Source organism: Duganella caerulea (assembly GCF_040362985.1).
GTDB classification, from domain to species: domain Bacteria; phylum Pseudomonadota; class Gammaproteobacteria; order Burkholderiales; family Burkholderiaceae_D; genus Rugamonas; species Rugamonas vulcania.
In genome coordinates this window covers 64,406-79,186 of record NZ_BPWJ01000010.1, presented here as the reverse complement: position 1 = coordinate 79,186, position 14,781 = coordinate 64,406, and the positions used below count along the sequence as shown (strand labels likewise).

General features: G+C 63.2%; 16 protein-coding genes. 12 read left to right on the top strand and 4 right to left on the bottom strand.

Annotation, left to right across the window (positions count from 1 at the left end):
* Positions 1-37 precede the first annotated feature (37 nt).
* A complete protein-coding gene (locus tag ACUJB0_RS26005; protein WP_444847767.1) occupies positions 38-1,678 on the top strand; it encodes an alpha-L-fucosidase in 1,641 nt (546 codons plus the stop codon).
* Positions 1,679-1,902: 224 nt separating this feature from the next.
* Positions 1,903-2,868: a glycoside hydrolase family 62 protein gene (locus ACUJB0_RS26000; protein WP_444847766.1), complete on the top strand. Its 966-nt coding sequence runs from the start codon at positions 1,903-1,905 to the stop codon at positions 2,866-2,868.
* A gap of 30 nt (positions 2,869-2,898) precedes the next feature.
* Here the strand turns inward: ACUJB0_RS26000 and ACUJB0_RS25995 are convergent, their stop codons facing one another.
* Positions 2,899-4,509 (bottom strand): glycoside hydrolase family 43 protein, encoded by a 1,611-nt coding sequence (locus tag ACUJB0_RS25995; protein WP_444847765.1) that lies wholly within the window; start codon positions 4,507-4,509, stop codon positions 2,899-2,901.
* Between the two features lie 131 nt (positions 4,510-4,640).
* Here ACUJB0_RS25995 and ACUJB0_RS25990 point away from each other — a divergent pair, with 131 nt between their 5' ends.
* Together ACUJB0_RS25990 and ACUJB0_RS25985 are read left to right on the top strand one after the other, a co-directional pair.
* Positions 4,641-4,907 (top strand): PAAR domain-containing protein, encoded by a 267-nt coding sequence (locus ACUJB0_RS25990; RefSeq protein WP_161090822.1) that lies wholly within the window; start codon positions 4,641-4,643, stop codon positions 4,905-4,907.
* Between the two features lie 46 nt (positions 4,908-4,953).
* Complete coding sequence (locus ACUJB0_RS25985) at positions 4,954-5,283, top strand: hypothetical protein (protein ID WP_444847764.1); 330 nt, start codon at positions 4,954-4,956, stop codon at positions 5,281-5,283.
* Here the strand turns inward: ACUJB0_RS25985 and ACUJB0_RS25980 are convergent.
* On the bottom strand, positions 5,280-5,792 hold the full coding sequence (locus ACUJB0_RS25980; protein ID WP_444847763.1) for a UPF0149 family protein: 513 nt from the start codon (positions 5,790-5,792) through the stop codon (positions 5,280-5,282). The genes ACUJB0_RS25985 and ACUJB0_RS25980 overlap by 4 nt on opposite strands.
* Before the next feature lie 121 nt (positions 5,793-5,913).
* Here ACUJB0_RS25980 and ACUJB0_RS25975 point away from each other — a divergent pair, with 121 nt between their 5' ends.
* Positions 5,914-6,429 (top strand): hypothetical protein, encoded by a 516-nt coding sequence (locus ACUJB0_RS25975; protein ID WP_444847762.1) that lies wholly within the window; start codon positions 5,914-5,916, stop codon positions 6,427-6,429.
* Between the two features lies 1 nt (position 6,430).
* Here ACUJB0_RS25975 and ACUJB0_RS25970 read toward each other — a convergent pair whose 3' ends face one another.
* A complete protein-coding gene (locus ACUJB0_RS25970; RefSeq protein ID WP_444847761.1) occupies positions 6,431-6,580 on the bottom strand; it encodes a hypothetical protein in 150 nt (49 codons plus the stop codon).
* 118 nt (positions 6,581-6,698) lie between these two features.
* Between ACUJB0_RS25970 and ACUJB0_RS25965 the strand changes: the two genes are divergently transcribed.
* The 7 genes from ACUJB0_RS25965 to ACUJB0_RS25935 all read left to right on the top strand — a co-directional run bounded on the left by ACUJB0_RS25965 (position 6,699) and on the right by ACUJB0_RS25935 (position 13,383).
* The gene (locus tag ACUJB0_RS25965) at positions 6,699-7,427 is read left to right on the top strand and encodes an SIMPL domain-containing protein (protein WP_444847760.1); all 729 of its coding nucleotides are present in this window, start codon (positions 6,699-6,701) and stop codon (positions 7,425-7,427) included.
* Complete coding sequence (locus ACUJB0_RS25960) at positions 7,424-8,398, top strand: phosphotransferase family protein (protein ID WP_444847759.1); 975 nt, start codon at positions 7,424-7,426, stop codon at positions 8,396-8,398. Before ACUJB0_RS25965 ends, ACUJB0_RS25960 begins: the two co-directional genes overlap by 4 nt.
* A gap of 124 nt (positions 8,399-8,522) precedes the next feature.
* The gene (locus ACUJB0_RS25955; RefSeq protein ID WP_444847758.1) at positions 8,523-8,810 is read left to right on the top strand and encodes a hypothetical protein; all 288 of its coding nucleotides are present in this window, start codon (positions 8,523-8,525) and stop codon (positions 8,808-8,810) included.
* Positions 8,811-8,926: 116 nt separating this feature from the next.
* On the top strand, positions 8,927-9,070 hold the full coding sequence (locus ACUJB0_RS25950; RefSeq protein WP_444847757.1) for a hypothetical protein: 144 nt from the start codon (positions 8,927-8,929) through the stop codon (positions 9,068-9,070).
* A gap of 142 nt (positions 9,071-9,212) precedes the next feature.
* Positions 9,213-9,350, top strand: coding sequence for a hypothetical protein (locus ACUJB0_RS25945; RefSeq protein ID WP_175001208.1), 138 nt, complete (start codon positions 9,213-9,215; stop codon positions 9,348-9,350).
* 129 nt (positions 9,351-9,479) lie between these two features.
* Positions 9,480-9,845 (top strand): hypothetical protein, encoded by a 366-nt coding sequence (locus tag ACUJB0_RS25940; protein WP_161084375.1) that lies wholly within the window; start codon positions 9,480-9,482, stop codon positions 9,843-9,845.
* A gap of 79 nt (positions 9,846-9,924) precedes the next feature.
* The gene (locus ACUJB0_RS25935) at positions 9,925-13,383 is read left to right on the top strand and encodes a response regulator (protein ID WP_444847756.1); all 3,459 of its coding nucleotides are present in this window, start codon (positions 9,925-9,927) and stop codon (positions 13,381-13,383) included.
* Here ACUJB0_RS25935 and ACUJB0_RS25930 read toward each other — a convergent pair.
* Positions 13,380-14,780, bottom strand: coding sequence for a M16 family metallopeptidase (locus ACUJB0_RS25930; RefSeq protein ID WP_444847755.1), 1,401 nt, complete (start codon positions 14,778-14,780; stop codon positions 13,380-13,382). The two genes, ACUJB0_RS25935 and ACUJB0_RS25930, sit on opposite strands and share 4 nt — an antisense overlap.
* Position 14,781 lies beyond the last annotated feature (1 nt).

Below are 14,781 nucleotides of genomic sequence, written 5' to 3'. Positions count from 1 at the left end.
ACCGATAACAGGAGTAATTTTGAAACGACGCCAATTATTGAAACATCTGGGAGCGGCGATTCCGGCCGTCGCCTTGTCGCCCTACGCGCGCGCCGCCGACGCGCTGACGCAAGCCGCCCCGGGTGCGATCGCGGCAGGCCCGTTTGCGCCGACCTGGGATTCGTTGGCGAACTACCAGACGCCCGACTGGTTCCGCAACGCCAAGTTCGGCATCTGGGCGCACTGGGGACCGCAGTGCGAAGCGGAACATGGCGACTGGTATGCGCGCGGCTTGTACGAAGAGGGCAGCGCCCACTACCTCTACCATGTGGCGAAGTACGGCCACCCGTCCAAGTTCGGCTTCAAGGATGTGATCCAGCAGTGGAAGGCGGAGCGCTGGGACCCGGACGCCTTGCTGGCCCTGTACAAGCAGGCCGGCGCCAAATACTTCATGGCGCTGGCCAACCATCATGACAACCTCGACCTGTACAACAGCCGCCACCAGCCGGACTGGAATGTCACGAAGGTCGGCCCGAAAAAGGACCTGATGGCCGGCTGGAGCAAGGCGGCCCGCGCCAACGGCATGCGCTTCGGCGTCAGCGTGCACGCCGCGCACGCCTGGACCTGGTACGAGACGGCGCAGGGCGCCGACAAGAAGGGCCCGCTCGCCGGCGTTCCCTACGACGGCAAGCTGACCCGGGCCGACGGCAAGGGAACCTGGTGGGAAGGCCTCGATCCGCAAGCGCTGTATGCGCAAAACCATCCCTTGAGCAAGAACGGTAGCGAGGGCGGCGTGTGGGACCAGCAGTGGTCCTGGGGCGGCGGCGCCGCCATTCCGAACCAGGCCTACTGCGACAAGTTCTTCAACCGCACGCGCGACCTGATCGATGCCTACGACCCGGACATGGTGTATTTCGACGACACCGTGCTGCCTCTGTGGCCGGTCAGCGACGTCGGCCTGCGCCTGACCGCGCACTTGTACAACCGCAGCATCGCCAGCAAGGGCAGGAACGAGGCCGTCGTCAACGGCAAGATCCTCAATGAACAGCAGCGCCGCAGCATGGTGTGGGACATCGAGCGCGGCCAGAGCCACCGGATCGAACCCTTGCCATGGCAGACCTGCACCTGCATCGGCAACTGGCACTACGACCGGTCGCTGTACGAGCGCAAGGCCTACAAGAGCGCGCAGACGGTGGTGCATACGCTGATCGACGTGGTCAGCAAGAACGGCAACCTGCTGCTCAGCGTACCGGTGCGCGGCAACGGCACCATCGATGAGCAGGAGCGCGCCATCGTCGAGGAGATCGGACGCTGGATGGCGGTCAACGGCGAGGCCATCTACGACACTCGGCCCTGGGCCGTGTACGGGGAAGGGCCGGTGGCGCGGGAGGCGGCCACGCCGCTGTCGGGCGCGGGCTTCAATGAGGGCCAGGGCAAACCGTTCTCGGCCGCCGATGTGCGCTTCACCGCCAAGGACAAGACCGTGTTCGCCTTCGTCATGGGCTGGCCGGAATCGGGCAGGGTGTCGATCGAGGCCATGGGCAGCGCCAGTCCCCACCTGGCGGGCCGCATCCAGCGGGTCGAGCTGCTCGGTACCAAGCGTGCGCTGGCGTTCGAACAAACCGCGCAGGGCTTGCAGGTCACGCTGCCGGCCGATATGCCCGCCCTGGCCTACGCCAGCGCCTTGAAGATCTCTTGAGGCGAGGCAGACCTAACACTTCTGTCACTTTTTCTTCAACAAAGCAGCAAGTTGCAGAAGTCGTTGCTGTCTGCCTTATCCGCATGCGCATGGTCCGGTCTATGCTCGCTCCGCAAAAAAATTTTTGATACGCCAAAAAATGGAAGAAATTAATGAGACTAAAAAAACGCAGTTTGATGGTGGCTTTGTGGGCCGCCTTGGCGGTATGTGGCGGGAGCAATGCAATGGCCGGCAGCACCACGTTTAACTGGACTTCGAGCCCGCAGCTGATCGCGCCTCAACCAGATCCAGGCCAGACAATCTACGGCGTGAAGGATCCCTCGATCGTTTACGTGAACGGCAAATACCACGTCTTCGTGACGACGGCAGGGACCGCCGGCTGGGGACTTGGGTACACCAGCTTTGACAAATGGTCGGAAGCATCGGCCGCGAAGATAGTCCCGCTGGACAAGTCCCCCATGGGGCCGGGTTATCGCGCGGCGCCGCAAGTGTTCTATTTCGCTCCGCAGAAAATATGGTATCTCGTCTATCAAGGTGGCGATCCGATGTATTCGACCTCGAAAGACATCAGCGATCCGATGTCCTGGAGCGCACCGAAGCCGTTCTTTTCAGTCACGCCCGACATCATTAAGGCTCCACAAGGCACCGGCTGGCTGGATTTTTGGGTGATTTGCGACAACAAGAAGTGCTATCTGTTCAATACCGACGACAATGGACGCTTGCTTCGCTCCGAAACCGAATTGAGCCAGTTCCCGGCGGGCTTCCATAACACGGTGGCTGTCATTACCGAGAAAAAGGAAGACGTGTTCGAGGCGAGCAATACCTACAAGATCGCCAACACGAATACCTACATCACGCTGGTGGAGGCCATTTCGCCCAAGGGACGCTACTTCCGGATCTGGAAGAGCAATGGCCTGGACGGAAAATGGGAGCCGTTCTCCTCCGCGCCGATGAACGCTTTCGCGACGCGCGACAATGTTGAACGGATCTGGTCGGAAGGAATCTCCCACGGTGAAATGGTGCGGACCAATCCCGATCAAACGATGACCATCGATCCGTGCCGGCCGCTCGAATACCTCTTCCAGGGGAACGACCCCGCGGTGCGCGTGGACGACTACATCAAACTTCCGTACCGCCTGGGTGTCATCACGGCGAAGGGGGATAACCCGGTAAGCGCGCTCTGCCGCTAAACAAAAGGGGCCTGCTGGCCCCTTTCTTCATTATTTATCCTGGTATTTAATCCTGAACCAATCGAAATCCACATAGCCGCCGGTGTTTTTGGTCGCGTAATTGAACAAGCCAAAACGGTAGCCCATGAAATGCGGGATGGCGTAGGTCATCTTCAAAGTATCGCCAATCGGAGACCATGATTTTCCATCCAGGCTGTACGCGAAGGTGGCCTGATCTTTTTTATCGGTGAAATCGCAATCGATCTTCAGATAGACCTGGTTAGCTGTCAGGGGAACCTGCTGTACCTCCACAGGCTTATCGGATCCGGCGTTGACCATGAATATCCATTTTTTGCCGTTTTCGACTTTGACGCCAACCTGTCCGTAGTTTTTCTGGAAGGCGCTCAAGCCTGCGAAATCGCCTTCCTTCATTTTCGACACATCCACCAAGGTGGCGCCAGTGCTCGCCGGGCCGATGGTGCGTTGCGTAAGCGTATTCCTGGCCTGCACAAACGAGGTCTCGAGCCTGCCTGTTTTCAGCCGCAGATATCCTTTTCGTTCTTGTACCGACCAGAGCTTGTTGTCCGGATTATGATTCCATTGCCAAACCAACGGCAACGCCGCTTGCCCTTTTTCTCGATTGAATTCATCGGAAGCAACCAGGTTGGGAATCAAACCTGTACTGGCGGGCAAGTCCAGCTGATCCGGAGCTTTGCCTCCTTCGCCCAACACGGGCCAGCCGTTCTCCCACTTGACTGGAACCAGATAGGGAATCCGGCCAACGGCACCAAAATCGCGGAACAGATAAGAGAACCAACGCCCGTCGGGCGTGTCAATCAACCCACCTTGGGCGATGCCTCTATCCTGAAGGCCAACTTTCCCTTCCCAAGGGCCGTTGATGCTATCGGCTCGATGGATAACGACTGTCCGGTTCTTGCCCTTTGGTGCGCAAATATTAAATAAATAGTATTTACCGTTCACCTTAAATAATTGGGAGCCCTCGGCGATAAGGCCCATGTTGTCGCCTGCGGGTGCGTCGGCGTTTTCGATGAGGACCTTTTCCGGAACGCCTGGCCTGGCGCCTGTCAGGTCATCATTCAACTCGATGATCTTGAGCGTATGGGCGTTGTGAATTAAATAGGTTTTGCCATCGTCGTCAAAAAACAGGGAAGAGTCATGATACGCAGGTTTGAAAGAGGTCCTTTCCCAGTTCCCTTTCTCTATATCTTTCGTTTTAAAGATATAGGTTTCATTCGTGGTCTGCGAAAAAGTGGTGACGTAGTACATGCCCTTATGAAAGCGCAGGCTGCTGGCCCAGGTGCCCTTGCCATAGGCGTTGTGGCCCGCCGTCAAATTCAGATCCGGCGTATCGGCCAGCGTCTCGTAGGCATAATTGATGATTTTCCAATTCACGAGATCCGTGGATTTCATGATGGGCAGGCCCGGATTCATGTGCATGGTCGTACTGCTCATATAGTAATTTTCGCCGACCCTGATCATGGCCATGTCAGGCACATCGGCAAAAATGACGGGATTTTGAGCTTGCGCCAAGGCGGCGGCCGATGCTGGCAAGAGCAGCGAAGCGACAATGAGGTTGACTATTTTCTTCAAGGTGATTCCAGGTTCGGTAAGAAGGGGGGATTTGCAGATTTTCTCGGTCACGGGCATTCTGCGCGCTCCTCCTCCACGCCGCAATTTTCAAAATCACCAATGTGGGGAGTCATTTTTACTGTCGTGCGACGTGGCGAAAATAGCAATGCTATGATCGCCGCATTGAATTAATGCGAGGCGATATGGGCGGGAAAGCGATCATCAGGCTGGGCGACAAAACATCGCACCACGGCACGGTGCTGGAGGGTCATCAGGATGTCATCGTGATGGGCAAGCCGGTGGCCGGCGTGGGCCACAAGGTGAGCTGCCCCAAGTGCCGGGGCACGCACACCATCGTCGAAGGCGCGGTCACGCACACCGTCATGGGCGTCAGCACCGCGGTGGAGGGGATGAAGACTTCCTGCGGCGCCGTCCTCATCGCCTCGCAGCAGACCGACACCATTGGCTGAGCAGCGGCGCCTGTTCGCGGTAACGGAGGCCGACGCGCCACGCGTATTGAGCCTGCTGGCCGCAGATGCGAACGATATAAACAGTTTTACACGTTATAGCGAACGCCGGGAATTTGGCGGCCATGTCATCGAACTGGTGACCGATTCCGTGGCTATGCTTCAGGCGCTGGACGCGATGCGCTTACGGCCACCCGCGCCCTGGCTGGCCTTTCCCGACCTCGATGCCGGCGGCACCGGCAGTCTGCAGGGCAGCCTTGATTATTGGTGGAACTGGCTCTGGATGCCGTACTGGACGAACGCGACCCAGGACGAGCGCGAACAATGGCTCGAGCTAGCCTCGGACGACTGGCGCGAGTTCATCGAACTGCACGTTTAGGCCGCGTCGCCGCAGCACTTCTTGTACTTCTTGCCGCTGCCGCAAGGGCAGGGATCGTTGCGGCCGACTTTCGGGCCTTTCGGTGGATGCCAGTAGGCGTTGATCTGGATGACCGATGGCGTCACCGCGTCGGCCCAGGCGTCGCCTTCGCATTGGAACGGCGCCAGCCATTCCGGATGGGCAGCCCGCAGCGGCGCCCACGCCGCCGCGTCGGCCTGCATGCCGGCCTCGAATCCCTCGCACCATTGTTCCGGTCCCCAGTTGCCGCCGCATTCGTAGATCGGCTCGAAGCTGCCCGGGTCCTTGCTCATCCAAGTGCGCATGTAGTGGTAATGGCGCAGCAGCAGCGGCTCGGCTGCCGGATTCTTCAGGGCCGCGGGCAGCCAGCTTTCCGGCGCCGGCGAGCCGGGGCCGATGACCACGGCGGTCAGGAAACCTTCCAGCCAGGAGACGTCCTGCAGGGCGTCCAGCGCATCGTATTCGTCGTCGTTCAGTGGGGTGTGCTGCATGGGATGGGCCTTGTTGACTGTTTGAGCCGACATTCTACGCACCAATCATGTGGCCATGTTTGCGAGTTTGGCAATATGATGCGTGCCAGCACCAAACAATACCAACATTCAAGGAGCAACCATGAACCCGATAAAAACCCTGGCAGCCGCCAGTTTGCTGATGAGCGCCATGTGGGCCCAGGCATCGGCCCCCACCGCCGCGCCGGACGCCGCCCAGGTCAAGGCCGCGCATGACCTGCTGGTGTCGATGCAGGCCGAGAAGATGGTGCGCACCACCGCCGGCATGAGCAAGTATCCCAGCCCGGCCCAGCGCGAGCTGATGATGGCCAAGCTCGACAAGCTGCCCAACGAAACCGTGTACAGCCGCTTGGCGCTGCCGGTGGCGCGCCTGATCAGCACGGAGACGGCGGTCGAGATGACCCAGTACTACCAGTCCAGCTACGGCCAGAAGGTGCTGACCCAGACCTACAACGGCCCGCCGCGCCTGTATCCCGCCGATCCGACCCCGACCGCCAAGGAAAAGGCCGAGCTGAAGAAGCCCGCCTTCGTCAAGGCCAACCAGGAGTTCAAGGCGGCCGAGCAGGCCATCCACCATGAGGCCTTCCTGCTGATCGGCGAGATCAACAAGGGCAAGTAAGCTACTTGGCCTTCGGCGGCACGGGCTTGAGTTTGGGCGTCTCGACAATCAGCACATGCTTGTCGACGGCGCCCGATTTTTCCTGCTTGACCACCTGTACGGCGACCGGCCGGTTGTCATGCACCGACCTTGGACGTCTTGGAACCAGCATCTTCTTCCCCCGAGTGATTGTTGTTGAAGTCGCAAATGGGCATGCCGGCGCTTTTTGCAAGTTGTTAAATAGTAAAAAGTATTGGATACTCCAGCTTTCACTCCCGAAGGAAGCTCGAATGCTGAAGAAACTCGCCGTTGCCTTAGCCCTGTTGCCGATGGCGGTGCAGGCCTCCAACCTGCCGGACTACCCCTTCATCCACGTCGGCGGCGAAGGCTTCCTGCGGGTCATGCCCGACATGGGCGAGATTGATTTCGACATCAGCGCCTTCGACGCCGACACCAACGCCGCCGTGGCCGTGGTGCAGGCGCGCGTGGCGGAAGTGCAGGCCTTGCTGGCCGAGCAGGGCGGCGATTCCGGCAAGGATACCGAAGCCGAGGTGTCCTTCCGCGACATGCGCAAGGAAATGCGCAAATCCGCCAATCCCGATCCGAACGCCGCGCCAGAATATGAGATCCGCAGCGCCGTGCACATCGTCGTGCGCGACCTGACCAAGTGGACCGCCATCATGCAGGGTCTGCTGAGCAAACCGAATATCGACCACATGAGTACCGGCTTCGGCAAGAAAGACCGCCTGCAGACCGAGCAGGAACTGACCGCCATCGCGATCAAGGATGCGCAGCGCCGCGCCGAGGGGATGGCGGCCGGCTTCGGCAAGAAGGTGGGCGCGGTCACGGCCATCTCGTCGGGCCAGTTGCGCAACCTGACCAACGCGGTCGGCCTGCTGCCGGTGGATTTCTACAACAATCGTCGCGGCACCAGCGCCAAGTCGGCGGACAAGGACTTGCTGTCGATTCAGTCGCTGCAATGGTCGCAGACCGTGGACGTGATCTTCCGCATCAAGTGAGCGAGATCTCGATCGGCTGCCTGCCGCAGGGGCTGGACAACCCCGCGTGCAACGCCTTCATCCAGAGCGCGCCGCTGGCGGCCTGGATGCCGGTGTTGAGCCATCTTCAACAGCAGTTCGGCCTGCCGGATGGCGCGTGGGAGAGAATCCCGCAAGGCGCCAACGCCTTGTTCGGACTGGGCGGCGAGGTGATCGTCAAACTGGTGCCGCCCAACTGGCGCCGGCAGGGCGACAAGGAAATCGTGGTCGCCCCGCTACTGGAAGGCAAGCTGTCGCTGCAAACGCCGCGCCTGATCGGCAGCGGGGAGATCGACAACTGGGTCTTCGTCATCACGAGCCGCCTGAAAGGTGTTTTGCTGGCGGACGTGTGGCCGTCGCTGGACATCGAGCAGAAGCGCTCGATCATGGTCCAGACCGGCCAGGTCCTGCGCGAACTGCGCGCGGTGGCGTTCGATGAGGACATCGCGATTAAAGTGGATTGGCCGTCCTATCTCCAAGAGCTGACCGCCGGATGCCTGGCGCGGCACCAGCGCAGGAACATGCCCGACGGCTTGCTCGACCAGGTCCTGCCGTACATCGAAGCGGCGGGGGACTTTGCGGAAGCGGGCGAGCCGCGCTTCATCCACATGGACGTCCACCCGTGGAACCTGATGGCGAAGCAGGAGGAGGGCCGCTGGAAGCTTGACGGCCTGCTCGATTTCGGCGACGCGATCGTGGGTTGCAGCGACCGGTTCGAGTTGCTGACGCCGATGATATTTATGGCGCAAGGCAGCCCTTTGCTGCTCGACGCGCTGCTCGAATCCCATGGCGGGACCGGCGGCGTCGTCTTGCGGCGCCAACTGACGGCCTGCATGCTGATCAGGCCGGATTCCGACGTCATGTTCTGCATGCGGCAAGTTCCGGCCAGCGGCCCGCGCGACACCTGGGACCAGGTCGCCGCGCAGATGTTTCCCTTCGATTCAACCAGATAAGGAGTACGCGTGAACCTCGTCAAATTGATCGCCATCGCCCTGCTTGGCTGCTGTTCCATCGCATCGGCGCAGGATGGCCTGTTTTCCGGATATTTGCGTCTCCAACGCGGGAGGATGCCAGACCATGGACGTCAAGGTGGATCAGGTCTACCTCGGCGAAGCCGGTGACGAGACCCGGCGGTTCGAGTCCCGCATCGGCGAATGGGGACCGAGTTATCCGGTGACTGAAAAACAGATCATCGTCGGCGTCGAGGCGGGTCGCGTCTCCTGGTCGTTGGCGACGGTGAAGGATGGCCGGATCTTCATCGACCCCAAGCGCCTGCGCAGCATCGCCGGCGTCCCGACCGCGCCAAAGAACAGCGAAGACCTGGTGGCGCTGGACGATGTGCTCGCGATGGTCAAGACGAAGTAGCGCAAGGCGCCAGCGTGCGGCAACGCACGCTGGCGTGCAATCGGGCGCTTGTTTATCCGCCGGCAGCCCCTAATCTGCTTCTTGAATGGATAGCCTATTTCAAGGAGGACCGCCCCATGAACACCCGCGCCCATACCACCCCCGAGCCCGACATGCCGCCGCCCCAGCCGGAAAAAGACCCGCCGCCGGACAATATGCCGCTGCCGGACCACGCCCCCATCGAAGAGCCGCAGCCCAAGCAGCCACCCGTCAAAACCTGATCCCGTGATGCCCGTGAGAAAGTATGATGGCTGTTGCTCAACGGATACATATTTTAAACTTTGTGTTCGCTGTCACAACGGCGTAACCAAAGTGTTTCTATAATTTAGTCATGTCATCGATTTTCCTCTCACGGAGAGCATCATGGGCAATTCCTTACACAACAAAATCTACCTCGGCCGTCGTAGCGTCGCCTTCAGTGCGAAGCGTGTCCAAGCCTTGATTTGTGTAGCGGCGTTTGCCACCATCGGCCTGATCTGGCTGGCGATCCGAGCGTTTTGAGCCACACTTTATTTTCGTTTTGATACGCCCGTGCCGCCGCAGCAGGCGCCGGAAGGGCGTATCCCTTGCCGCCGCCCCGCCGGGCGCGTACCATGAGGGCCGCAGCAGTCTCTTATGGATAAAATGGCAATGAAGAACGAGAAATTAACGCAAGACGAATACAACGCACTCGATGAGGTCAAGCGCGGCACCCAGGGTGAGCGTGTCAGCGCCTGCGTGGGCCGCAACACCAAGCGTCTGGCCGGCATCAAGCTGTTCAGCATCGCCCGGAACGGCCGCATTTCGCTCACCGACAAGGGCGAGGAAGTATTGTTCCTGCGCCGCTGCGTGCTGGGCATGCGCGCCATCGAAGCCGATCCGGCCAGCCCGCTGGACGCCGATGTCGCCCTGTTCCTCGGCAAGAAGTCCCACATCGTGCCGCGCGCCGAGGGCGGCTTCGAACTCAGCGACAAGGGCCGGGAATCGTTGGCCGATATCGCCAATCAAGGCTTGTAAGACAAAAAACGCTCCTCCGGGGCGTTTTTTTTGCGGTAATGTAGAGGCATAACAAAACCAAAAGAGACCGCCGGCCGCCATGAAACCGGATACCTTGCAGAAGTTCCGTAAACTGTTCGGCGTGCTCGTCGCGGCGGTGGCCGCGGTGCTGCTGCTGGTGTCGCTGTTTGTGGCCCATGTGCTGCAGGCCAGCCAGGCGCGCTACTACGCCAACGCGGCCGAGACCGCGCACAACCTGGCCGTCTCGCTGGAAAATTTCCTCCATTCGCATTTCGAAGAAGTCGACCTGGCCATGCGCCGCGCCGGCGTGGAGTTCCGCGACATGCAGACGGCTGGCCGCTTCGAGCCGGACAAGTTCAGCGCCTACCTGCGCACGCTGCGCGAACGCATCCCCAACGCCCAGGCCGTGCGCGGCTCGGACGCGGCCGGCCGCGTGGTCTACGGCGAACAGATCGACCTCGCCCATCCGCAGGACCTGAGCGTCCGCGAGTTCTTCCCGCGCGCCCGGGTCGAGCACGAGCTGATCATCGGCCTGCCGGTCAAATCGCGCATCAGCGGCGAGTGGGTGCTGCCGCTGGTCTACCCGCTGGCCATGCCGGACGGCAGCTTCGGCGGCACCGCCTACACGCTGATGAACAGCTCGCGGCTGACCGAGCTGTTCTCCTCGCTCAACATCGGCCCGCACGGCTCCATCGTGCTGCTCGACGACCGCCGCCGCGTGCTGCACCGCTATCCCTTCGTCGACACCATGGCCATCGGCGACACCATCAAGATCTCGCCGCAGACCCAGGCCATCCTCGATGGCCGGCAGGACGGCGACACCTACAACATCATCAGCGACCGCGACAAGCTGGAGCGCACGATGAGCCTGCAGCGGGTCGGCCGCTATCCGTTGTACGTGGCGGTCGCGCTGGCCAGCGAGGATTTCCTGGCGCCGTGGCGCAAGGAGGTGCGCAACGCGCTGCTCTTCATCGGCGTGCTGGTGGCGTTCGCGGCGGCGCTGCTGGCGGGCGTGTGGTACGCGATACGCAAGCAGTCGCAGGCGGTGCATCAACTGGTGGAGGCCGACCGCGCGCTGCAAGCCTCGCTGGTGCAACTGACCGCGTCCGAATCGCGCTGGCGCTCGCTGACCGAAGGCTTGCCGCAGATGGTGTGGACCGTCACCCCGGCGCTGCGCCTCAATTTCATCAGCCACCACTGGGAGCGCTTCAGCGGCGTGCCGGCGGCTGCACTGATCGAGGCGGGCGACTGGTCGCCGGTGCTGCACCCGGACGACCGCGCGGCGCTGCAGGCCGAATGGCAGCGCGCCGCCGCCACCGGCGACGCCTTCCGCTGCGACTGCCGGCTGCGCCGCCTGGACGGCGCCTGGCGCATCTTCGACAACCACGCGCTGCCGCAGAAGGATGGCAACGGCCGCGTCCTGGGCTGGGTGGGCAGCAGCACCGATTCCACCGAAGCGCGCGCCGCCCACGACGCGCTGCGCCTGGCCAAGGAGGCGGCCGACCAGGCCGGCCGCGCCAAGTCCGAGTTCGTCGCCAACATGAGCCATGAGATCCGCTCGCCGATGAACGCCGTGCTGGGCATGCTGCAACTGCTTCAGCAGACCGAGATGAGCGAGCGCCAGCAGGACTACGCGGCCAAGGCCCACGCCGCCGCCAGCGCCTTGCTGGGCCTGCTCAACGACATCCTGGACTTCTCCAAGGTGGAGGCCGGCAAGCTGGCGCTCGATCCCCATCCGTTCCGGCTCGACAAGCTGTGGCGCGACCTGGCCGTGATCCTGTCGGCCAACGTCGGCAGCAAGAATATCGAAGTGCTGTTCCGCATCGATCCGCAACTGCCGGCGCTGGTGGTGGGCGACGCGCTGCGCCTGCAGCAGATCCTGCTCAACCTGGCGGGCAACGCCATCAAGTTCACCGAAGAGGGCGAGGTGGTGCTGTCGGCCCAGTTGCTGTCGCGCGCCGACGACACGCTGACGATAGGCTTCTCGATCCGCGACAGCGGCATCGGCATCTCGGACGAGCAGCGCCTGCGCATCTTCGACGGCTTCTCGCAGGCCGAGGCATCGACCGCGCGCCGCTACGGCGGCACCGGCCTGGGCCTGGCGATCAGCCAGCGCCTGGTGCGCCTGATGGGCGGCGAGCTGGGCGTGACCAGCTCGCTGGGGCAGGGCAGCGTGTTCGAATTCGCGGTCGCCTGCGGCGTGGCGCCGATGCCGGCCGAGGCCGAGGCGCCCGACCTCGCGGTGGCGGCGCCGGAGCGCGGGCTGCTCAAGGGCCTGACCTGCCTGGTGGTGGACGACAATCCAACCGCGCGCATGGTGCTGAGTGAGATGGCGCAGTCGTTCGGCTGGCAGGTGGACGTGGCCAGTGGCGGCCATGAGGCGCTGGCCGCCGTCACCGAGCACATGGCCGCGCAGCGCGCCTACGACGTGGTGCTGATCGACTGGCGCATGCCGGTTTTCGACGGTTGGGAAACCAGCCGCGAGATCCGCAAGCTGGCGCCGCACGGCAAGCTGCCGCTGATCGTGATGGTGACCGCGCACGACCGCGAGCTGCTGGCGCAGCGCCACATGGAAATGGAACCGGTGCTGGACGGCTTCGTGGTCAAGCCGGTGACGGCCTCAATGCTGTTCGACGCGGTGGCCGACGCCCGCATGGAAAGGCGCGCGCCGCTGGCGGCGGTGGCGCTGCCGTCGTTGCAGCGGCTGGCCGGCCTGCGGCTGCTGCTGGTGGACGACAACCCGGCCAACCAGCAGGTGGCCAGCGAGTTGCTGGGCAACGAGGGCGCGCAGGTCGAGGTGGCCAGCTCCGGGCAGATGGCGATAGCCGCCGCGACGCGCGCCGGCCCGCCGCCGGACCTGATCCTGATGGACATCCAGATGCCGGAGATGGACGGCTACGAGGCGACGCATGCGATCCAGCGCCTGCTGGGCGGGCAGGCTCCGCCCATCGTCGCGATGACGGCCAACGCCATGCCGGCCGACCGCGTCGCCGCGCTGGACGCGGGCATGGTCGACCACATCGGCAAGCCCTTCGACTTGGTCCAGTTGATCGCGGTGATCCTGCGGCATGCGCGGCGCGCTGGCGTGCCGCTGGAAATGGCGGCGGGGCAGGTGGTGGAGGCCGTGGCGGCCGCTGCGGCCGATGTGACGGGCATGGCGCCGCTGGCGGAGGCCGGCATCAACAGCGCGGCCGCGCTCAAGCGCATGGGCGGCCTGCTTTCGGTCTATCTGGTGGCGCTGCGCAGTTTTGCGGTGGAGGCGAACAAGCTGTCGGCCCAACTGCAGGCGGCAGGCGACGGGCAGGACGGCGGCGCGGCGCTGCCGCTGCTGCATACGCTCAAGGGATTGGCCGGCACCGTGGGCGCCGACCGCCTGGCCGGCCTGGCGCACCGTGCCGAGCGGGCGCTGAAGGCGGACCCCGGCGCGACAGGCTGCGCGCAGCTGGCGCCGGTGATCGACGCCATCCCCGGCGTGGTGGACGAGATCGCCCACCTGGCGCGCCAGCTGGACCCGGCCGGCGCGCTGCCCCAGCTTTAACGCGGCTGGAAACCGTCCGCGCTGATCTGCAGCTCGGTCACTTCGCCGTAGGTCTTGGCGATGTCGCGGATGGCGTCGGCTTTCCCCACCAGCACCGTTTGCAGCTTGGTGCGCGGGAAGTGCTTGTCCACCAATGCCTTGGCGCGCTCCGGCGTCAGGCTGTCGACATCCTTCATGAAGTTGTCGATCTGCTCGCGTCCGACCTTGGACGCGTACATATCGCCCAACAAACCAGCCAGCTGCTCGCCGGTCTCGTAGCGCGGCGGGAACTGGCCCTTGACGTAGGCCTTGGCCGATTCCAGCGTGGCCTGGTCGATGCCCTTGTCCCACAAACGCTGATAGGTCTTGTGCGCCAGCGCCAGTGCCGCCTCGGTCTTCGGCAGCGCGGTGAAGCTGGAAATGGCGAAGGTGCCGGTCTGCGCCAGCGTGGCGAACTCGCTGCGGGCGCCGTAGGTCAGCCCGGAATTCACGCGCAGCTCGTCGTTCAGCCACGAGGTGAAGCGGCCGCCGACGATGGTGTTGAGCACCTGCATGGGCACATAATCCGGATCGTTGCGCGCGATGCCGACGCCGCCGATCAGGAAGGTGGTCTCGATCGCGTCCGGCTTGTTGACCAGCCACACGCGCGCCTTGTCGGCCTGCACCTTGCCGTTGTCCTGTTGCGGCAGCGCCGGGCCGCTGGCCTTCCACGCGCCGAACAGCGACTCGATCTGCTTGCGCATCTCGGCCGTCTGGAAGTCGCCCACCACGATGATGGCGGCGTTGTCCGGACGGTAGTAGTGCTGGTAGTAGCCCTGCACGTCGCTCTGCTTGAGCGCGCTGACGCTGCTGACCGTGCCGCCGGGCGGATTGGCGTACGGCGCCTCGCCGAACAGCATGGCGCGGTAGTAGTTGCCCACCACGTTGCGCGGCGCCTCCTTGGCCTGCTTCAGGCCGTTGACCTTGCGGTCGCGCAGCTTGGCCAGCTCGGCCTCGTCGAAACTCGGCTGCTGGACGATCTCGGCAAACAGCGGCAGCAGCGTGGCGCTGTCGGCGCGGGCGAAGTTGGCCTGCACCGTGCTGGCCTCGGTACCGGCGCCGCCGGCCAGGCGGGCGCCGCGGAAGTCGAAGGCCTGGTCGATGGCGGTCTTGTTGTGGGCTTTACTGCCCAGCAGCAGGGCGTCGCCGGTCAGGTTGGACAGGCCCGGCTGTTTTTCGTCGTTGACGGCGCCGGCCTTGACCACGGCGCGCACCGAGATCAGCGGCACCTCATGGCGCTCCATCAGGTACACGGTCAGGCCGTTGGGCAGGGTGACGGTGTCGAACGCCGGCAGGCGGAAATCGGCGGCGCCGGCCAGTGGCGCCGCGCCCAGCGCGGCCAGCACGGCGGCGGCCATTACGGTTGCTTTGATGGTCATC